This is a genomic window from Stenotrophomonas sp. 14P6.2.3, from assembly GCF_057799055.1.
This window is the reverse complement of record NZ_JBYOLA010000013.1, coordinates 104,830-123,453: the sequence shown is the minus strand read 5'-3', so window position 1 is coordinate 123,453 and position 18,624 is coordinate 104,830. Positions and strand designations below refer to the sequence as shown.

Here is an 18,624-nt window from a genome sequence, read left to right as displayed (position 1 = left end):
AGGTCGGCCTCTACCAAAGCGGACGGTACACATCAGCAGTCGTCCAGCCGGAACGCATCCCGCAGCCAATGCAGCTGCGGCGGATCACCGGTAGCTTCAACCACATCAAAGCGGCAGGGCGCATTGGCCACGGCGGGATGTTCCTGCAGGTACAGCTGTGCGGCATGCACCAGCCGTCGGCATTTGCGTGGATCGACCGAGGCCGCGCCGCCACCGAAGTCCTGTCGTGCGCGGTAGCGCACTTCCACGAAGACCACGGTGCCGGCGTCATCCATCACCAGATCCAGTTCACCGCCGCGATAACGCACGTTGCGTGCGCGCGGCTGCAAGCCGGCCTGCTGCAGATGCTGCTCGGCGGCGGTTTCCACCGCCGAGCCACGTTGCAGGTGCTCAGCGACCACCGGCGATCGGCATCGGCCGGCCACCGCTGAAGGTCGACCATGCCGGCTGGCGCAGGATGTTGCCGTTGCTGTCCAGGTACAGCGTGCCGGTGGCGCCGTCCAGGCCGCCTTCGGTGGCCAGCTTGTCCAGGTAGGAACTGATCTTCCAGGCATCGGCGCCGAAGGCGAACAGTCGGCTGGCCGCGCCGCGCGCACTGGGCAGGGTCTGAGCGACCTGGGCAGCGGACGGCACGCCGGACACGCTGCGCACGTTCCAGGCTTCGTTCGGGTAGATGATGCCGTCCAGCGCCACGTCTTCTTCGACCTTGCCGCTGCCGGTGGTCAGCTGCGACGTGCCCACGCGGGTGGCACCACCGGCACCGGCCAGCGCCAGCTGCGGCGCCAGCAGGCGGGCCTGCGGTGCACGTACGGCCAGGAACACGGCATCGACGGCGCCGGCGTTGCGCACCTGCGCGCTGACATCACCCACCGTTTCGCTGACAGCAATGGTGGCGGCGACGCTGCCGCCACGCTGGGCAAAGCGCTGTGCGAATGCGGCAGCGGCGCGGCGGCCGGTGTCGTCGCTGCTGTTGATCACCAGCGCCTTGCTGCGCTCGCGGCCACGCATGTATTCGGCGGCGACGATGCCGTCGTCTTCCGGCGCCAGCGAGAAACCGGCACTGCCGGCCGGCGGCGCATCCTTGCCGCGGTTCAGGCCCAGCACCGGTACCGGCAGCTGCTGGCGGCCATACACGGCATCCACCTCGTCGCGGCCGAGCGGGCCGACCACGAAGTCGGCGCCGGACGCCACGGCCTTGTCATACGCGGCCAGCGCACCGGCCGGGGTACCGGCGGTGTCGAAGAAGTTGACCTCCGGACGACGACGGGTTTCGCCGTAGTACGCGCTGAGCAGGCCATCGCGCACTGGCTGCGCGGCCGTGGCCAGGCGGCCGCTGAGCGGCAGCAGCACGGCCAGCTTGGCCGGCGGGCGGTAGCCATCGCTCATCGCCGGCGGGCGCTTGCTGGTGTCGAACTGGGCGGCGCCATCGCGATCGAACGGGCGCGGCAGCGGCAGGCCACGGGCGATCAGCGCGCGGCCAGCGAAGTTGTACAGCGGGTCATTGGCCGGCAATGCAGCGGCACGACTGCGCAGGGTGGCATCGTCGAGGGTGCCGAGCAGACCGGAGATGGCCGCCTGGTTCTCGCTGCGCGCAGCGCCGGCCAGACCGGCATGTGCACGGGCGCGTTCGGTGGCGGCGCCGAACGCGTCGCCGGTGGCCTGCAGGGCATTGGCGCGGGCCAAGAACCAGCGCGTGCGCAGGCTCGGGTGCACGTTGTCGCCATGATCCTTCAGCAGGGCCAGCGCCTGCGCCGGCTGCTTGTCGGCCAGCGCCAGTTCGGCACTGGCCAGCTGGTAGCGCTGCAGGCTGGCGCCGTTCACCTGGCGGGCGGTCACCTGGCCCAGCAGGCTGCGCGCGCGGGCGCTGTCACCGGCCAGATGCCAGGCCCAGGCCGCATCGGCCAAGGCGTTGCTGCGGGCACCACCACGCAGGGTGGCGGCCAGCGCTTCCAGTTGCAGGGCGGCGTCGCGCGGCTTGCCTTGTTCGATCAGCGCCAACGCCTGGCTCTGGGCCGGCGATTCGGGCGCGCTGACGAGGCTGGTGGTGGCACAACCGGCCAGCAGCATCAACGACAGCGACAGGGCAGAGATGCGTGCGGCGGGCTTGTTCATGATCGGGTCCATGCGATGAGGGCAGCGGCCTTGGCCAGGTACACGCTAGGATTCTACCCTTGCCCCGTGAGTACCGCTGAAATGAGTGTCCCAACCCTGTATGTCGTCGCCACGCCGATCGGCAACCTGGCCGATCTGAGCCCGCGCGCGCAGGAAGTGCTGCGTTCGGTGGCGGCCATCTGCGCCGAGGACACCCGCCGCAGCGGCCAGCTGCTGTCCCATTTCGGCATCCAGCAGCCGCTGGTGGCCCTGCACGAGCACAACGAAGAGGCCCTGGCCCAGCGGCTGGTGGCGCGCCTGCAGGCGGGCGAGTCGCTGGCGCTTGTCAGCGATGCCGGCACCCCGCTGGTCAGCGATCCGGGCTTCCGCCTGGTCCGTGCGGCGCGCGCGGCCGGCATCAAGGTCAGCCCGATTCCCGGCGCCTGCGCCGCCATTGCCGCGTTGAGCGTGGCCGGCCTGCCCAGTGATCGCTTCACCTTCGAGGGCTTCCTGCCGGCCAAGGCCAGCGGCCGCCGCGACCGCCTGCAGGGGCTGGCCGGCGAAGTGCGCACGATGGTGTTCTACGAATCCTCGCACCGCATCACCGAATCCCTGGCCGACATGGCGGCGATCTTTGGCGGCGAGCGCCCGGCCGTGCTGGCGCGTGAGCTGACCAAGCTGTTCGAGACCGTGCTGGATGGCGACCTGGCCGGGCTGCTGGCGCAGGTGGAAGCGGACGACAACCAGCGCAAGGGTGAGTTCGTGGTGATGGTGCAGGGCGCTGGCGATGATGCCGAAGCGCAGCTGGCGCACGGCCGCCAGGTCTACGCCAAGCTGAGCGAGCACCTGCCGCCGTCGACCGCGGCCAAGCTGGCGGCCGAAATGACCGGTGCGCCGCGCAAGGCGTTGTACGGCAGTTGAGCGGCGTTGGGTGAATCGCAGCCACGCATGGCGTGGCTCTACTGCAGATCCACGCCATGCGTGGATGAGGAATGCCCGAGGCGTAGTAGATCCACGCCATGCGTGGATGGATGAACCGTGCGCCGTAATCAACCCGGCAGGGCAGGTCCACGTGCGGTAGAATGCGCGCGGCGGAGTCGGCCAGACAGTCGCGTCATCCCTTCGGGGGTGCCGAGGAAAGTCCGGGCTCCATAGGGCAAGGTGCCAGGTAACGCCTGGGCGGCGCAAGCCGACGGAAAGTGCAACAGAAAGATACCGCCTACGTCTTCTTCGGAAGGCCGGTAAGGGTGAAATGGTGCGGTAAGAGCGCACCGCGAGTCTGGCAACAGACCGGTACGGCAAACCCCACCTGGAGCAAGACCAAATAGGGATCCATTGGCGCGGCCCGCGTTGGATCCGGGTAGGTTGCTTGAGCGTTGCGGCGACGTAACGCCTAGAGGAATGACTGTCCAAGACAGAACCCGGCTTATCGGCCGGCTCCGCCCCTTCATTCCATCCACGCATGGCGTCGATCTACCAGGTAGTGCCGGCCGCTGGCCGGCACCCGGAATCACCTGCCGGCCTCAGCCCGGCTTCCGGTACTGCCCGGCGGAAATGAACTGCGAGAAGCGCTCGCACCACACCACCACGGTGGTGAACTCATCCACGTCCACATCGGCCGGCACATCCACCAGGAAGCGGTTGAAGGTCTTGACCTCGCCGATGCGCTGGGCCTTGTCCTTGATCTTCAGGAAGTCGGCCTTGTTGTCGACGAAGTCGTGGACCAGGTAGACCTTGTAGTCCGGGCCCGGGCCCATCTTGCCGTCGAAGGCGACCTGGCGGGCGCTGACGCTGACCTTGCCATCGGCCCAATGCACCGCGTCACTGCCTTTGAGGTCGCGACGGAAGGTGGTGCGGTAAGTCGCGTCGGCCATCGCGGTCTGTACCTGCTCGACCGGCGGATCATCAGGGGCGATCAGGATGGGCAGGAAATACACGCCCAGGCCGAAGCCAAGGCCGAGGGTGAGTACGTGGGTGGCGAGCAGGATGAGGATGCGGCGCATGGGGCCTCCTTGTGGGTGTGGATCGCGCGGCATGGCGCCGGGCAGGACCACCTTGGGAGGCTGGGGGCGACATTTATAGACACAGTGCCGAAGGCGAAAAGGGCACAGCGGGGTGTCTGTGGTGCTGCAGCCCTTGTGGCAGAGGCGGGTATTGGTCGCGCCCTGAAGCTGAATGACGCGTTTGGTCTGTCCCGTCGACGGCCCATTTGATGGAGAACACGACACGCCGGGCGCTGGTAGTGCCGGCCGCTGGCCGGCAGGCGCGCGACCTGCCCGTAGATGCAGAGGTTGCCGGCCAGCGGCCGGCACTACCGGGTCAGAAAATGACGTGACTCTGTCCGCTGGGTACGCCTTGCGGTCCAAAGCGACGCTCATGGATTTCGCCGTGGCCGTTCGCGTCAATCAGCAGCACGGTGCTGGCGCGGGTGCCGTAATCGTCGCCACGGATGAAGGCGGGGCTGAGCCAGCGTTCGCGCTCCATGCCGATGCCGGTATCGGGCAGGTCGCTGTCGGCCGGGCGATGTTCGTCGGCCAGGGCGTTCCACAGCGGGGTCAGATCCCTTTCCCCTTGGGAACGGGATCTGACCCCGTCCTGTTCCAGCCAAGCGGAAAGGGCGTCCATCAACCGCCGGGTCTTCGGCCAGGGCTCGTCGATGGCGCCATTGGACATGCCATGTACGCCCGGGCCAAGCGTCTGTCGCTCGGCCGGGTGGTTGCCCAGGTATTCCAGGCTGTGGCCATCGGCCAGCAGCAGGTTGAACGGTGCGTAGGCAGCGGAGATTCCGGCCAGACGTTCTATATGCGTACCCGCCGGATCGCGGCCACGCAGGTAGTCGGCTACCAGCGCACCACGTGACGGCCCGGTCTGGGCAGCCTGCGGATCGCGGACGTTGGTCACCACCGCCATCCTGCCGCCGGCACCGACGCCGGCCCAGCCGCCGCCGGAGCGCAGGTCGCGCCCGCCGATGACGGACGTCTCATCCTGCCAGGGGGCCAGGGCCGCAGTCGGGCGGGCGTGGAACTCATCACGGTTGCCGGCCATGACCAACCGCCAGCGCGGGTGGTGCAGCCAGCCAAGAGCAAGCAGGCACATGGGGCCATTGTGCCCGGTTTGCGCAGAGTGGCGTCGCTTTCGGCCCGTTCTGGATGAATGCGCAGGCCATGTTTCACGCGCCCTCCACACCCCTGAACTTCCGTTCAATCTCAAAAATTGAGACGGATCAGCAACTTGTGGATAAACCTTGAACAACTCTCTAAACATTGGCGCAAGCCATTGATGCGGCTGGCGATTTCCCTGCTGAAAAGTTGTTGACAACCCTTGGGCCGCTGCTAAGGTGGGCATCAGAGGGAAATCCGGGTGTTTTGTGGATTTTCGTGGTTCAATGTTTCACCGGGCGAAGGATAAGGTGCAGGCGTCGTGTTCCAGGGCGAGACGGCCATCACAGTTGACGACAAAGGACGCATGGCGGTTCCCACCGCTCACCGCGACCTCGTTGCGCGCGTCAGCAACAACCGTCTCGTGTTGACCTACAACCCCTTCGAATCGGGCTGCCTGTGGCTGTATGCCGAGTCGGAATGGGAGCGGGTACGCGACGACGTCATGTCCAAACCCAACACACAGCGCGTCGTACGTCTGCTGCAGCAGAAGCTGGTCGGTTCAGCCGCCCACCTGGAGCTGGACGGCAACGGTCGCATCAGCATTCCCGCCAGCCACCGCGGTGCGGTGGGCATTGAGAAGAAGGCGGTATTGCTCGGTATGGGCGACAAATTCGAATTGTGGAGCGAGCAGGCGCATCGGGCCCTGATCCAGCAGACGTTGTCTGATGAGGATCTGGGTGATGGGTTGCTCGACCTGAAGTTGTGAGCCGGGGTGCCCGGATGCGCCCAGAAGCGCAGACCGGTCACCTTCCGGTGTCGCAGTCGCCGGCGGTGCATCTGCCGGTCCTGTACACCCAGGTCCTGGAAGGCCTGAGGGTGATCGAAAACGGACGTTATCTGGATGGCACGTTCGGTCGTGGCGGTCATGCACGTGGCGTGCTCACCCAGCTCGGTCCCGAGGGACGCCTGCTGGTCATGGACAAGGATCCGGAAGCCATTGCCGTTGCCGAGCGCGATTTCGCGCCGGACCCGCGCGTGTCGATCTTCCGCGGCAGCTTCGCCCAGCTGCTGCAGTGGAACGAGACCGCCGAAGGCCTGGATGGCGTGCTGTTCGACCTTGGCGTGTCCTCGCCGCAGCTGGATGTCGCCGAGCGGGGTTTCAGCTTCGGCAAGGACGGCCCGCTGGACATGCGCATGGACCCTGACAGCGGCGAAAGCGCTGCGCAGTGGATCAACCGCGTTGAAGAGCGCGAGCTGATGGACGTGCTGTGGACCTATGGCGAAGAGCGGCAGGGCCGACGTATCGCCAAGGCCATCGTGGCCCGCCGGGACAAGCAGCCGTTCTCGCGTACTGCAGAACTGGCCGAGTTGATCGCCTCCGTGATGCCGCGTGGCAAGGACAAGATCCACCCGGCCACGCGCAGCTTCCAGGCCATCCGCATCCACATCAACCGCGAACTGGCCGATCTTGAAGCCGGACTCGATGCGGCCGTGCAGCGGCTCAAGCCCGGTGGCCGCTTGGCGGTGATCAGCTTCCACTCGCTGGAAGACCGCATCGTCAAGCAGTACATGAACCGCCTGGCCAAGGCGCCGCCGGCCAACCGCCGGCTGCCCGAAGCGCAGGTGTTCGTGCCGACGCTGGACCTGTTCGGTGGCGCCATCAAGGCCACCGACGAAGAGCTGGCGATGAACCCGCGCGCCCGCAGCGCCGTGCTGCGTGTTGCCCAGAAGCGGGAGGCCGGTGCATGAGCCGGCTGCTGCTGATCATCCTGTTGGCCTGCACCGTGGCCTCGGCGATCGGCGTCGTGTTCGTGCGCCACCGTCACCGGCAGACGTTCATCGAGCTGTCGCGCGCCGAGCGTGCGCGTGATGACCTGAACATCGAATTCGGCCGCCTGCAGCTGGAGCAGGCGACCCTGGCCGAAGCCAACCGCGTGGACAGCATCGCCCGCGAAAAGCTCGGCATGAAGTTCCCCGAGGCCGCCGACGTCGTGGTGGTGCGCCCATGAGCAAGACCGGCCGCAACCGTCCCCGCAACGCCTTCAACCTGCGCCAGCGCCTGCGCTGGGTGGCCCTGGCACTTGGTCTGTGCTCGGTGTCGCTGGTCGGTCGTGCCGCCTACGTGCAGATCATCAACAGCGACTTCTACCAGCGCCAGGGTGAAGCACGTTACCTGCGCGAACTGCCGATCAAGACTTCGCGCGGCATGATCACCGACCGCAACGGCGAGCCGTTGGCCGTGTCCACGCCGGTCGCTTCGATCTGGGTGAATCCGCAGGACCTGCTGCGTTCGCCCGAGCGCATCCCCGAGCTGGCACAGGCGGTGGGCATGTCGGTGGACGAGCTGAGCAGCCGCCTGTCGCAGAAGTCGGACAAGGAATTCATGTACCTGCGTCGCCGGATCAATCCGGACGAGGCAGAGCGCGTGGTTGCCCTGAAGATTCCGGGCGTGGCGGCACAGCGCGAGTTCCGCCGCTTCTACCCGCAGGGTGAGGCGATGGCGCACGTGCTGGGCTTCACCAACATCGATGACCGTGGCCAGGAAGGCCTGGAGCTGGCCTTCGACGAATGGCTGCGCGGCAAGCCCGGCGGCAAGCGGGTGATCCGCAACCGCAAGGGCGAGACGGTCGAGAGCGATCTGCTGCGTGCCGCCGAGCCGGGCAAGGACCTGACCCTCAGCATCGACCGCCGCATCCAGTACCTGGCCTTCAAGGAACTGCGCAACGCGCTGGTCGCCAACAAGGCGGCAGGCGGTTCGATGGTGATCATGGACGTGACCACCGGCGAGATCCTGGCCATGGTCAACCTGCCGACCTACAACCCGAATTCGGTGGGCGGCGCGGCCCCGGACACGCGCCGCAACCGCGCGGTGACCGATCTGGTCGAGCCGGGTTCGACGATGAAGCCGTTGACCATCGCCACCGCGCTGCAGGCCGGTGCGGTGACCAAGGACACCGTCATCGACACCAACCCGGGCTACATGACCCTGGGTCGTTTCACCATCCGCGACGTGCCGCGCAACAACGGCGTGCTGAACGTCACCGGCGTGATCACCCGCAGCTCGAACGTGGGTGCGGCCAAGGTCGCGGCGAAGATGCCCGACCAGGTGTTCTACGACGGTGTGCGCCGCTTCGGCTACGGCTCGGTACCGCATAGCGGCTTCCCGGGCGAGTCGGGTGGCGTGGTGCTGCGTCCGGCCCGCTGGTCGGGCACCACCAAGACCACCATGTCCTACGGCTATGGCCTGAATGTCACACCGCTGCAGATCGCTACCGCGTATTCGGCCTTGGCTAACGGCGGCAAGCTGATCGCGCCGACGTTCGTCAAGGGCCAGCGCAACGAAGGTCAGCAGATCATCGACGAGAACGTCGCCAAGCAGGTGGTGGCGATGATGGAAACGGTGGTCACCCAGGGCGGCGCCAAGCAGGCGGCGGTGCTGGGCTATCGCGTGGCCGGCAAGACCGGTACCGCGCGCAAGACCGGCCCTGGCGGTTACGAGCGTGGCCACTACAACGCGCTCTTCGCCGGCGTGGTGCCGGCCACCAATCCGCGGTTTGCCACCGTCATCGTCATCAACGATCCGCAGGGCGGCAAGTTCTACGGCGGCCTGGTGTCGGCGCCGGTCTATCACAACGTGATGGAAGGCACCCTGCGCCTGATGGACGTGCCGCTGGACGACCTGCAGTCGTGGTTGGCGGCGCAGCAGTCCGGAAAGATCGGCCATTCGGCGTCGGTACTGCCGGTGCCGCCGGCCGAAGCCGCACTGCCGGTGGATGCCGCCGCTGAATTCGATGCCGCGCTGCCGAGCGCGCAATCCCATGTGCCACCCGCTACGGGAGGCACGCAATGAGTCCTTCGATGTTGCTTTCGCAGTTGCTTCCGGACGTGGCCCTGGCGGGCCATGATCCCGTTCTGACCGGCCTGGTGCTGGACAGCCGTGCCGTGCGCCCCGGCAATGCCTTCGTCGCCATCGCCGGTTTCGGCGCGCATGGCCTGGGCTTTGTCGAGCAGGCGCGCGCCGCCGGTGCCGGCGCGATCCTGTTCGAAGCGCCGGCGCCCGCCGAACTGCCTGCACCGGCCGATGCCATCGCCGTGCCGGGCCTGCGCGCGCGGCTGGGTGCGATGGCCGACCAGTTCCATGGCGCGCCTTCGCGGGCGATGACCATGGTTGGCGTGACCGGCACCAACGGCAAGACCTCCACCGTGCAGCTGCTGGCCCAGGCCTGGCATCTGCTCGGTACGCCCAGTGGCAGTATCGGCACGTTGGGCGCCGGACTTTATGGTGCCGTCGAGCCGACCGGTTTCACCACCCCGCTGGTGCTGCAGATGCATGCGCTGCTGGCACAGCTGCGCGACGACGGCGCGCGTGCGGTGGCGATGGAAGTCAGCTCGCACGCACTGGACCAGGGCCGCGTGGATGCCGTGCACTACGACGTGGCGGTGTTCACCAATCTCACCCGCGATCACCTTGATTACCACGGCGACATGGCCAGCTACGGCGCGGCCAAGGCGCGGTTGTTCCATCGTCCGGGCCTGAAGGCGGCGGTGATCAATCTTGACGATGCGTTCGGTCGCCAGCTGTTCGCCGGCCTGCCGGCGGGTGTGCAGGCGATCGGCCTGAGTTCGCGCGGTGCCGACGGCGCCAACGTGCGCGCCGAAGCGCTGCAGCTGGATGGCCGCGGCATCGGTTTCGAGCTGGTCATCGACGGCCAGCGCGCTGCGGTGCAGTCGCCGCTGCTGGGCCGCTTCAACGTGGACAACCTGCTGGCCGTGGCCGGCAGCCTGCGTGCGCTGGGGCATCCGCTGCCGCGCATCGCCGAGGTGCTGTCGGCGCTGCAGCCGATCCGTGGCCGCATGAACCGCCTCGGCGGCGAAGACGGCCTGCCGACCGTGGTGGTCGACTATGCACACACCCCCGACGCGCTGGAACAGGCGCTGGACAGCCTGCACGGCCACCTGCAGGGCACGCTGTTCTGCGTGTTCGGCTGCGGTGGCGAGCGCGATACCGGCAAGCGCCCGCAGATGGCTGCGATTGCCGAACGCCTGGCCAACCAGGTCATCGTCACCGACGACAACCCGCGTGGCGAAGATGGCGACGTGATCGTGGCCGATATCCTGGCCGGCTTCGCTGATGCCTCCACCGTGACCGTGCAGCGCAACCGCGCGCGCGCGATCGGCCTGGCGGTGAAGCGCGCTGGTGACGGCGACATCATCCTGATTGCCGGCAAGGGCCATGAGCCGTACCAGGAAGTGAATGGGGTGCGCCATGACTTCGACGACACCGAAGTGGCCGCTGCTGCACTGGCCGCCAAGGTCGGTGTGCTGGCGGCGACGCGCATGGATGCGCTAGTGGCCCGGCCGCAGGACGCGGAAGAGGGCCCGCAGGCCGGGGAGGGCGCGGCATGAAGCGCACCCTGCTTTCGCTGATCGCCCACTGGGCCGGTGGCGAGATCCACGGCGACGATGTGGCCATCGACGCCATCAGCAACGATACCCGCAGCCTTGGCCCGGGCAGCCTGTATGTGGCGCTGCGTGGCGAACGCTTCGACGGCCATGACTTCGCCGCTGACGCGCAGGCTCGTGGCGGCAGCGCGTTGCTGGTCGAGCGCCTGCTGCCGCTGGACCTGCCGCAGGTGCTGGTGGCCGACAGCGAGCGCGCGCTGGCGAAGATCGCCGCCGGCATGCAGCGCGACCGTGCGACCGAACTGTTCGCCATCACCGGCAGCAACGGCAAGACCAGCGTGAAGAGCCTGCTGCTGGCGATCCTGCAGCAGGTGGCCCAGCACGCACACAAGGTGGTCTACGCCAACCCGGGCAACCGCAACAACGAGATCGGCCTGCCGCTGGCAGTGATCGACGCACCGGAAGATGCCGACTACGCCGTCTACGAGATGGGCGCCGGCAAGCCGGGCGACATCGCCTACCTGACCGACATCGCGCGCCCGCGCTATGCCCTGGTCAACAACATCGCCCCGGCGCACCTGGAGCGGATGGGCAGCCTGCTCGGCGTTGCCGTGACCAAGGGCGCGATCTACGCCGCACTGCCGGCCGATGGCGTGGCGGTAATCAATATCGACGACGCCTACGGGCGCTGGTTCGAACAGCATTTCATCGGTGCCCCGGCACGTTGCCGGGTGCTGCGCTATGGCCTGGAACACACCGCCGACGTCACCGCGCGCGACATCCGCGCCGGTGCGCAGGGCAGCCGCTTCACCCTGGTCACGCCGATGGGCGAGGCGGGTGTGGTGCTGGGCCTGCCGGGCCGCCACAACATCAGCAATGCACTGGCCGCCGCCAGCCTGGCGCTTGCCGCCGGCATCGAGCTGTCACTGGTGGCCACCGGCCTGGCCGAGGCACAGCCGGTGCCGGGCCGCCAGATTGCCCATCAGCTGCACAACGGCGCGGTGCTGGTGGACGACAGCTACAACGCCAATCCCGGTTCGCTGGCCGCTGCCATCGACGCGCTGGCCGCCGCACCGGAAGAGGGCTGGCTGGTGCTGGGCGACATGCGCGAGCTGGGCCCCGATGCCGAGGCGCTGCATGCACAGGCGGGCATCCGCGCGCGTGCTGCCGGCCTCAAGCGCCTGTATGCACTGGGCCCGCTCAGTGCCGCCGCTGCCGCCGCGTTTGGCGAGGGCGGACGCCATTTCACCACCCATGACGCGCTGTCGCAGGCGCTGAAGGACGAGCTGCACGCCGGCGTGCGCTGCCTGGTCAAGGGTTCCCGTGGCAGCGCCATGGACACGATTGTCAAAGCGCTGCTGGCGCAAGGAGAGGAATCCCCGCATGTTGTATGAACTGGCTCGATGGTTGCAGCAGTTGGAGAGCCTGTTCGGGCTGTTCAACTACCAGACGTTCCGCGCCATCCTTGCCGCGTTGACGGCGCTGTTCCTGTCGCTGTGGCTCGGCCCGGCGATGATCCGCAAGCTTGCCCAGTTCAAGGGCGGCCAGCCGATCCGCAAGGACGGCCCGCAGACCCATTTCTCCAAGGCCGGTACGCCGACCATGGGCGGTTCGCTGATCCTGCTCACCGTCACCCTGTCGGTGCTGATGTGGGCTGACCTGCGCAACCGCTACGTGTGGCTGGTGCTGGCGGTGATGCTGTGCTTCGGCGCCATCGGCTGGTACGACGACTGGATCAAGATCGTCCGTCGCGACCCGAACGGCCTGAAGTCGCGCTGGAAGTACCTGCTGCAGTCGATCTTCGGTCTGGCTGCGGGCATCTTCCTGCTGCAGACCGCGGATGTGCCGGCGGCGTTGACCCTCTATATCCCGATGTTCAAGTCGGTGGCGCTGCCGTTGGCTGGTGTCGGCTTTGTGGCCATCGCCTACTTCTGGATCGTCGGCTTCTCCAACGCGGTCAACCTGACCGATGGCCTGGACGGCTTGGCGATCATGCCCACCGTACTTGTGGCTTGCGGCCTGGGCGTGTTCGCCTATGCCTCGGGCAACGCCGTGTTCGCCAACTACCTGCAGATCCCGCAGATTCCCGGCGCTGGTGAGCTGGTCATCATCTGCGCGGCGATTGCCGGCGCAGGGCTGGGCTTCCTCTGGTTCAACACCTATCCGGCCATGGTGTTCATGGGCGATATCGGCGCGCTGTCGCTGGGCGCGGTGCTGGGCACCATCGCGGTGATCACCCGCCAGGAACTGGTGCTGGTGATCATGGGCGGCGTGTTCGTGATCGAAACGCTGTCGGTGATGATCCAGGTCGCCTCGTTCAAGCTGACCGGCAAGCGCGTGTTCCGCATGGCGCCGATCCACCACCACTTCGAGCTGAAGGGCTGGCCGGAGCCGCGCGTGATCGTGCGCTTCTGGATCATCTCCGTCGTGCTGGTGCTGATCGGCCTGGCCACGTTGAAGGTACGCTGATGAATGACCTGTCGCACCAGGCAACACGCCTTGAGGCCATCGGTGGCAGCTACGACAAGTGGCTGCTCGGCGCGATGATCGCGCTCACCGGGCTGGGCGTGGTGATGGTCGCGTCCAGTTCGATCGCGTTGATGAGCAGCCCGTTCTACTACCTCAACCGCCACCTGATCTTCCTGGCGGTCGGCATCGTGCTGGCCATCATGGCTGCGCGCACCGAGCTGAAGACCATCGAGCAGTACAACCAGATGCTGCTGCTGGGCTGCTTCGCGCTGCTGGTGGTGGTGTTCGTTCCCGGCCTGGGCAGCAGCGTCAACGGTGCCCGCCGCTGGATCAACCTGGGCATCTCGAAGTTCCAGACGGTCGAAGCGGTGAAGGTGCTCTACATCGTCTGGCTGTCCAGCTACCTGGTGCGCTTCCGCGACGAGGTCAACGCCACCTGGCCGGCGATGCTCAAGCCGCTGGGCGTGGCCGGTGCGCTGGTGGTGCTGCTGCTGCTGCAGCCCGACTTCGGTTCGTCCACGCTGTTGCTGGCGATCACCGCCGGCATGCTGGTGCTGGGCGGGGTGAACATGCCGCGCATGTCGATGCCGGTGGTGATCGGCCTGGTCGGCATGAGCGCGCTGGCGATCATCGAGCCGTACCGCATGCGCCGCATCACCTCCTTCCTCGACCCGTGGGCCGACCAGCAGGGCGACGGCTACCAGCTGTCCAACGCACTGATGGCGGTGGGCCGCGGCGAGTGGACCGGCGTCGGCCTGGGCAATTCGGTGCAGAAGCTGTACTACCTGCCCGAGGCGCATACCGATTTCATCTTCTCGGTCACTGCCGAGGAATTCGGCTTCCTCGGTACCTGCACGATCGTGGCCCTGTACGCGCTGCTGGTCGGCCGCACGTTCTGGCTGGGCATGCGCTGCGTGGAAATGAAGCGCCACTTCTCCGGCTACATCGCCTTCGGCATCGGCCTGTGGATCAGCATGCAGACCTTCGTGTCGATCGGCGTGAACCTGGGCATCCTGCCGACCAAGGGCCTGACCCTGCCGCTGATTTCGTCCGGTGGTTCGTCGGTGCTGATGACCTGCGTGGCGATGGGCCTGCTGCTGCGCGTGTCCTATGAACTGAAGCGTGCCGAACGCCGCCAGGCCGTGCGCATGGGCGCTGCCGACGATGTGGCTGGCCCGGCTCAGGCCGATGCGCCGGCCGCACCGGTGGCAAAGAACGTACCGATGGCCGCCGAACCGGCTGCGGCCGAGCCGGCCGCCGTGCGCGGCACCAGCCGCCTGCAGTCGCGCGTCGAACCTACCTTCGGGAGGCTCGGATGAGCGCCGTCCAGAACAACGCCCGGCCGGTGATGATCCTGGCCGGTGGTACCGGCGGGCATATCTTCCCGGGCCTGGCCGTGGCCCGGGTGCTGCGCGCGCGTGGCGTGCCGGTCACCTGGATGGGCGCCGCTGGTGCAATGGAAACCCGTCTGGTTCCGCAGCACGACATCCACATCGATACGCTGGCCATCACCGGTCTGCGCGGCAAGGGCAAGCTGGCCCTGCTGGCTGCGCCGTGGCGCCTGATGCGCGCGCTGCGTGCCGCCGGCCTGATCATCCGTGATCGCCAGCCGCGCGCGGTGGTTGCTTTCGGTGGCTTCGCCTCCGGTCCCGGTGGCATGGCCGCGCGCCTGCACGGCCTGCCGTTGATCGTGCACGAACAGAACCGCGCGCCGGGCCTGACCAACCGCATCCTGTCGCGCTACGCGCGCCGCCTGCTGACTGGTTTCCCGGGCACCTTCGCTGCACGCGAGGAGTTCGTGGGCAACCCGGTGCGCGCCGAAATCGCCGCCGTCGCACCGCCGGAACAGCGGCTGGCTGATCGCAGCGGTCCGCTGCGCCTGCTGGTACTGGGCGGCAGCCAGGGCGCACGCGCCCTCAACAGTGGTGTGCCGCAGGCACTGGCCGCGCTCGGTGCGCAGGTGCCGGTGGTGGTGCGTCACCAGAGTGGCGAGAAGCTGCATGCCGAAGCGGTGGAGGCCTATGCCAAGGCCGGCGTGCAGGGCGAAGTGACGCCGTTCATCGCCGACATGGCCGAAGCCTTCGCCTGGGCCGACCTGGTGGTGTGCCGTTCCGGCGCATCCACGCTGGCCGAGCTCTGTGCGGTCGGCATCGGCAGCGTGCTGGTGCCATTCCCCGCTGCTGTCGACGATCACCAGACCCGCAATGCGGAGTATCTGGTCGAGCGCGACGCGGCCGTATTGCTGAAGCAGGACGAAACGCTGGCAGACGGCATTGCCGCGCTGCTGCGTGATCTGTCCGAAAATCCCGCCCGCCGCATGCAGATGGCGCAAGCCGCGCGTGCCCTGGCCAAGGTCGATGCCGCCGAGCGCATCGCCGATATCATTCTCGAGGAAGCTGTATGAAGAAGGCACGCTCCAGCGCCTGCCCTGCGCGAGGCCGCGCATGATCCGCCGCCTGCATGACACCAACGATCTGGTGCGCGCGTTCCCGCGCGTGCATTTCGTCGGCATCGGTGGCACCGGCATGAGCGGCATCGCCGAAGTGATGCTGACGCTGGGCTATGAAGTGTCCGGTTCGGACAACGCCGACAACGCCGCGACCCGTCGCCTGGCCGGCCTGGGCGCGCGCATCATGCGCGGCCATTCCGCTGCCAACGTGCTGGGTACGGACTGCGTGGTGGTCTCCAGCGCGATCCGCGAAGACAACCCGGAGCTGATGGAGGCGCGCAGCCAGCGCATTCCGATCATGCCGCGCGCGGCGATGCTGGCCGAACTGATGCGCTTCCGCCGCGGCATCGCCGTGGCCGGTACCCATGGCAAGACCACCACCACCAGCCTGACCGCTGCGGTGCTGAGCGAAGGCGGGCTGGACCCGACCTTCGTGATCGGTGGCCAACTGCTGGCGGCAGGTGCCAACGCCAAGCTCGGCGGAGGCCAGTGGCTGGTGGCCGAGGCCGACGAGAGCGATGGCAGCTTCCTGCGCCTGAATCCGTTGATGTCGATCATCACCAACATCGATTCCGATCATCTGGAGAACTACGGCAACGACTTCGCCCGCGTGCAGGCGGCGTTCGCCGAGTTCCTGCAGCGCCTGCCGTTCTACGGCCTGGCGGTGCTGTGCATCGACGACCCGGAAGTGGCCGCACTGGCCGCCAAGACCCCGCGCCACGTGATGAGCTACGGCATGAGCCCGCAGGCCGACGTGCGCGCTGAGAACGTGGTGCAGGAAGGTTCGCGCATGCGCTTCACCCTGCGCCTGCCGCAGGGCACCAGCCAGGAAGTGGTGCTGGCGCTGCCGGGCAAGCACAACGTGCTCAATGCGCTGGCCGCTGCGGCGGTGGGTTGGCAGCTGGGGGTGTCTCCGGACACGATCGCGCGTGCGCTGGCCAGCTTCGCTGGCGTCGGCCGCCGCTTCAACGATCTGGGCGAAGTGACCACCGCCACTGGTGCAAAGGTCCGCATCATCGACGACTACGGTCACCATCCGAGCGAACTGGAAGCCGTGTTCGCCGCCGCCCGTGGCGGCTGGGCCGACAAGCGCCTGGTGGTGGCCTTCCAGCCGCACCGCTACAGCCGTACCCGCGATCAGTTCGACAAGTTCGCAGCGGTGCTGTCGAGCGTCGATGCGCTGGTGCTGAGCGAGGTCTACCCGGCCGGCGAAGAGCCGATCGCCGGCGCCGATTCGCATGCGCTGGCCCGCGCCATCCGTGCGCGTGGCCGCAGCGAGCCGGTGGTGGTCGGCAAGGCGTCCGAGCTGGCAACCGTGCTGCCGGACGTACTGCAGGACGGCGATCTGCTGCTGATGATGGGTGCGGGCGACATCGGCGCCGTCGCCAGCCACATTGCAGTGGAAGGTTTCAAGGCGGAGGGCGAGGCGTGAGCACGCTGACCTTCCCGCCGCTGCGCAGCACCGACCCGGCCGTGTTCGGCCGCGTCGCCGTGCTGCTCGGTGGCAGCTCCAGTGAACGCGAAGTGTCGCTGGATTCGGGCCGCAACGTACTCGAAGCACTGCAGTCGCGTGGTGTCGATGCGATCGCCATCGATGGCATTCCGGCGCTGGCCAAGGCGCTGGCAGCCGGCGGCATCGATCGCGTGTTCAACATCCTGCACGGCCACAACGGTGGTGGTGAGGATGGCATCGTGCAGGGCCTGATGGACGCGTTCGGCGTGCCCTACACCGGTTCCAACGTGCTGGGCTCGGCCTTGAGCATGGACAAGATCCGCACCAAGCAGGTGTGGCTGGCGCTGGGCCTGCCGACCCCGCAGTACCGGAAGGTCGATGCCTCCACGGTGCATGCGCTGGCGGCCGAGCTCGGCCTGCCGGTGGTGGTCAAGCCGGCCAACGAAGGCTCCAGCGTGGGCATCAGCCGGGTCACCGACGACGCCGGCCTGGACGAAGCGGTGGCCCTGGCCGCGCGCTACGACGGCCAGCTGCTGATGGAACAGATGGTGGTCGGCGATGAACTGACCGTGGCCATCCTGGGTGATGTCGCGCTGCCGTCGATCCGCATCGTGCCCAAGGGCCAGTGGTACGACTACAACGCCAAGTACATCGCCGAAGACACCCAGTACCTGTGCCCGGGCCTGGATGGTGATGACGAAGAAGAGATCCGCCGCATCGCGCTGGCCGCCTTCCGCGCCGCCGGTTGCCGTGGCTGGGGTCGCGTGGATGTGATGCGTGATCGCGCCAGCGGCCGCTTCTTCCTGCTGGAAGTGAACACCGCGCCGGGCATGACCAGCCATTCGCTGGTGCCCAAGGCGGCCGGGCAGGCCGGCATCAGCTTCGAGGAGCTGGTGTGGCGCGTGCTGGAACAGACCCTGGAGGCATCGCACGCATGAACGCGGTGCTGCGCATCTTCGTCTGGCTGTTGGCACTGTCGGTGGTTGCACTGCCGGTGGTGGCCGTGGTCAATGGCTGGGTCGGCGCCGAGCGCTGGCCGCTGGCGAAGCTGCGCGTGCACGGTGAGTTCAAGCGGGTGCCGCCGGAACAGCTGCAGCAGGTGCTGCTGCCGTATGCACATGCTGGTTTCTTCGCGGTGAAGCTGCAGGACGCGCAGGACGCGCTGGAAAAACTGCCGTGGGTGGAAAGCGCGCAGGTGCGCAAGCAGTGGCCGGACGTGCTGGAAGTGACGCTGGTCGAGCACAAGCCGTTCGCGCGCTGGGGCGAAGGTCGCCTGCTGTCCGAGCAGGGCAAGCTGTTCCCCACGCCGAAGAAGCTGGCCGACCTGCAGCTGCCCGAGCTGGATGGCCCGGACAGCCAGACCGAAGAAGTGGTCAAGCTCTACAACGATTCGCGCGCACTGTTCGCGCCGGCTGGTGTCGATGTGCGCCGGCTGACCATGGACGCGCGCGGCAGCTGGTCGCTGCTGCTGAGCAACGGCACTGAAGTGGTGGTCGGCCGCGATGACGCGCGTTCGCGCCTGCAGCGCTTCGTGCGCGTGCTGCCGCAGCTGGCCAACCAGGCCGCGCCGATCGAGCGCGCCGACCTCCGATATACCAATGGTTTCACGCTGAGCTGGGGCACTCCGGCCGCCCCCGCCAATGCACCGGGCACCCCGG

Annotated in this window: 16 protein-coding genes, 1 other RNA gene and 1 pseudogene; 14 read left to right on the top strand and 4 right to left on the bottom strand. The window is 67.6% G+C overall.

The window, feature by feature from the left end; genetic code table 11:
* Positions 1-32: 32 nt before the first annotated feature.
* Together AC27VL_RS12450 and AC27VL_RS12445 are read right to left on the bottom strand one after the other, a co-directional pair.
* Positions 33-401 carry a YraN family protein gene (locus AC27VL_RS12450; protein WP_205406044.1) on the bottom strand — a complete coding sequence of 123 codons (369 nt, stop codon included), beginning with the start codon at positions 399-401 and terminating at the stop codon, positions 33-35.
* On the bottom strand, positions 391-2,112 hold the full coding sequence (locus tag AC27VL_RS12445; RefSeq protein WP_100551556.1) for a penicillin-binding protein activator: 1,722 nt from the start codon (positions 2,110-2,112) through the stop codon (positions 391-393). Before AC27VL_RS12445 ends, AC27VL_RS12450 begins: the two co-directional genes overlap by 11 nt.
* Positions 2,113-2,193: 81 nt before the next feature.
* Between AC27VL_RS12445 and rsmI the strand changes: the two genes are divergently transcribed.
* Positions 2,194-3,012 (top strand): 16S rRNA (cytidine(1402)-2'-O)-methyltransferase, encoded by an 819-nt coding sequence (rsmI, locus tag AC27VL_RS12440; protein ID WP_089238759.1) that lies wholly within the window; start codon positions 2,194-2,196, stop codon positions 3,010-3,012.
* Between the two features lie 172 nt (positions 3,013-3,184).
* Positions 3,185-3,536, top strand: an RNA gene (gene rnpB, locus AC27VL_RS12435) — RNase P RNA component class A.
* A 78-nt stretch (positions 3,537-3,614) separates the two neighbouring features.
* On the opposite strand, the gene AC27VL_RS12430 is transcribed toward rnpB, so the two are convergent.
* Both AC27VL_RS12430 and AC27VL_RS12425 read right to left on the bottom strand, forming a co-directional pair.
* Entirely contained in the window at positions 3,615-4,094 is a 480-nt protein-coding gene (locus tag AC27VL_RS12430; protein ID WP_488766678.1) for a DM13 domain-containing protein, read from the bottom strand.
* Positions 4,095-4,410: 316 nt separating this feature from the next.
* Complete coding sequence (locus tag AC27VL_RS12425; protein ID WP_488766677.1) at positions 4,411-5,187, bottom strand: NRDE family protein; 777 nt, start codon at positions 5,185-5,187, stop codon at positions 4,411-4,413.
* Positions 5,188-5,511: 324 nt separating this feature from the next.
* On the opposite strand from AC27VL_RS12425, the gene mraZ reads away from it, so the two are divergent.
* The 12 genes and pseudogenes from mraZ to AC27VL_RS12365 all read left to right on the top strand — a co-directional run.
* The gene (mraZ, locus tag AC27VL_RS12420; protein ID WP_025876601.1) at positions 5,512-5,958 is read left to right on the top strand and encodes a division/cell wall cluster transcriptional repressor MraZ; all 447 of its coding nucleotides are present in this window, start codon (positions 5,512-5,514) and stop codon (positions 5,956-5,958) included.
* 14 nt (positions 5,959-5,972) lie between these two features.
* Entirely contained in the window at positions 5,973-6,941 is a 969-nt protein-coding gene (rsmH, locus tag AC27VL_RS12415) for a 16S rRNA (cytosine(1402)-N(4))-methyltransferase RsmH (protein WP_488766675.1), read from the top strand.
* A complete protein-coding gene (gene ftsL / locus AC27VL_RS12410) occupies positions 6,938-7,201 on the top strand; it encodes a cell division protein FtsL (RefSeq protein ID WP_025876599.1) in 264 nt (87 codons plus the stop codon). Before rsmH ends, ftsL begins: the two co-directional genes overlap by 4 nt.
* Entirely contained in the window at positions 7,198-9,042 is a 1,845-nt protein-coding gene (locus AC27VL_RS12405; RefSeq protein ID WP_100551562.1) for a peptidoglycan D,D-transpeptidase FtsI family protein, read from the top strand. Before ftsL ends, AC27VL_RS12405 begins: the two co-directional genes overlap by 4 nt.
* Entirely contained in the window at positions 9,039-10,598 is a 1,560-nt protein-coding gene (locus tag AC27VL_RS12400; protein ID WP_488766673.1) for a UDP-N-acetylmuramoyl-L-alanyl-D-glutamate--2,6-diaminopimelate ligase, read from the top strand. Before AC27VL_RS12405 ends, AC27VL_RS12400 begins: the two co-directional genes overlap by 4 nt.
* Entirely contained in the window at positions 10,595-11,989 is a 1,395-nt protein-coding gene (locus AC27VL_RS12395; RefSeq protein ID WP_488766672.1) for a UDP-N-acetylmuramoyl-tripeptide--D-alanyl-D-alanine ligase, read from the top strand. The genes AC27VL_RS12400 and AC27VL_RS12395 overlap by 4 nt, the downstream gene beginning before the upstream one ends.
* On the top strand, positions 11,979-13,064 hold the full coding sequence (gene mraY, locus AC27VL_RS12390; RefSeq protein WP_488766671.1) for a phospho-N-acetylmuramoyl-pentapeptide-transferase: 1,086 nt from the start codon (positions 11,979-11,981) through the stop codon (positions 13,062-13,064). Before AC27VL_RS12395 ends, mraY begins: the two co-directional genes overlap by 11 nt.
* Positions 13,064-14,383: a putative lipid II flippase FtsW gene (gene ftsW / locus AC27VL_RS12385; RefSeq protein WP_488766669.1), complete on the top strand. Its 1,320-nt coding sequence runs from the start codon at positions 13,064-13,066 to the stop codon at positions 14,381-14,383. The genes mraY and ftsW overlap by 1 nt, the downstream gene beginning before the upstream one ends.
* A complete protein-coding gene (gene murG / locus AC27VL_RS12380; protein ID WP_488766667.1) occupies positions 14,380-15,468 on the top strand; it encodes an undecaprenyldiphospho-muramoylpentapeptide beta-N-acetylglucosaminyltransferase in 1,089 nt (362 codons plus the stop codon). Before ftsW ends, murG begins: the two co-directional genes overlap by 4 nt.
* Before the next feature lie 40 nt (positions 15,469-15,508).
* A complete protein-coding gene (murC, locus tag AC27VL_RS12375; protein WP_089238777.1) occupies positions 15,509-16,945 on the top strand; it encodes a UDP-N-acetylmuramate--L-alanine ligase in 1,437 nt (478 codons plus the stop codon).
* Entirely contained in the window at positions 16,942-17,904 is a 963-nt protein-coding gene (locus AC27VL_RS12370; protein ID WP_488766665.1) for a D-alanine--D-alanine ligase, read from the top strand. Before murC ends, AC27VL_RS12370 begins: the two co-directional genes overlap by 4 nt.
* Positions 17,901-18,578, top strand: a pseudogene (locus AC27VL_RS12365) (cell division protein FtsQ/DivIB); the annotation flags it as partial. The gene AC27VL_RS12370 and the pseudogene AC27VL_RS12365, both read left to right, overlap by 4 nt.
* Between the last annotated feature and the right edge of the window lie 46 nt (positions 18,579-18,624).

Excerpts from the sequence above, each read along its gene's own strand:
- AC27VL_RS12405 (WP_100551562.1), top strand. The coding sequence starts at position 7,198 with ATGAGCAAGACCGGCCGCAACCGTCCCCGCAACGCCTTCAACCTGCGC.
- ftsL (WP_025876599.1), top strand. The coding sequence starts at position 6,938 with ATGAGCCGGCTGCTGCTGATCATCCTGTTGGCCTGCACCGTGGCCTCG.
- AC27VL_RS12430 (WP_488766678.1), bottom strand. The coding sequence starts at position 4,094 with ATGCGCCGCATCCTCATCCTGCTCGCCACCCACGTACTCACCCTCGGC.
- rsmH (WP_488766675.1), top strand. The coding sequence starts at position 5,973 with ATGCGCCCAGAAGCGCAGACCGGTCACCTTCCGGTGTCGCAGTCGCCG.
- rsmI (WP_089238759.1), top strand. The coding sequence starts at position 2,194 with ATGAGTGTCCCAACCCTGTATGTCGTCGCCACGCCGATCGGCAACCTG.
- AC27VL_RS12445 (WP_100551556.1), bottom strand. The coding sequence starts at position 2,112 with ATGAACAAGCCCGCCGCACGCATCTCTGCCCTGTCGCTGTCGTTGATG.
- AC27VL_RS12395 (WP_488766672.1), top strand. The coding sequence starts at position 10,595 with ATGAAGCGCACCCTGCTTTCGCTGATCGCCCACTGGGCCGGTGGCGAG.
- ftsW (WP_488766669.1), top strand. The coding sequence starts at position 13,064 with ATGAATGACCTGTCGCACCAGGCAACACGCCTTGAGGCCATCGGTGGC.
- murC (WP_089238777.1), top strand. The coding sequence starts at position 15,509 with ATGATCCGCCGCCTGCATGACACCAACGATCTGGTGCGCGCGTTCCCG.
- murG (WP_488766667.1), top strand. The coding sequence starts at position 14,380 with ATGAGCGCCGTCCAGAACAACGCCCGGCCGGTGATGATCCTGGCCGGT.
- AC27VL_RS12400 (WP_488766673.1), top strand. The coding sequence starts at position 9,039 with ATGAGTCCTTCGATGTTGCTTTCGCAGTTGCTTCCGGACGTGGCCCTG.
- AC27VL_RS12425 (WP_488766677.1), bottom strand. The coding sequence starts at position 5,187 with ATGTGCCTGCTTGCTCTTGGCTGGCTGCACCACCCGCGCTGGCGGTTG.
- mraY (WP_488766671.1), top strand. The coding sequence starts at position 11,979 with ATGTTGTATGAACTGGCTCGATGGTTGCAGCAGTTGGAGAGCCTGTTC.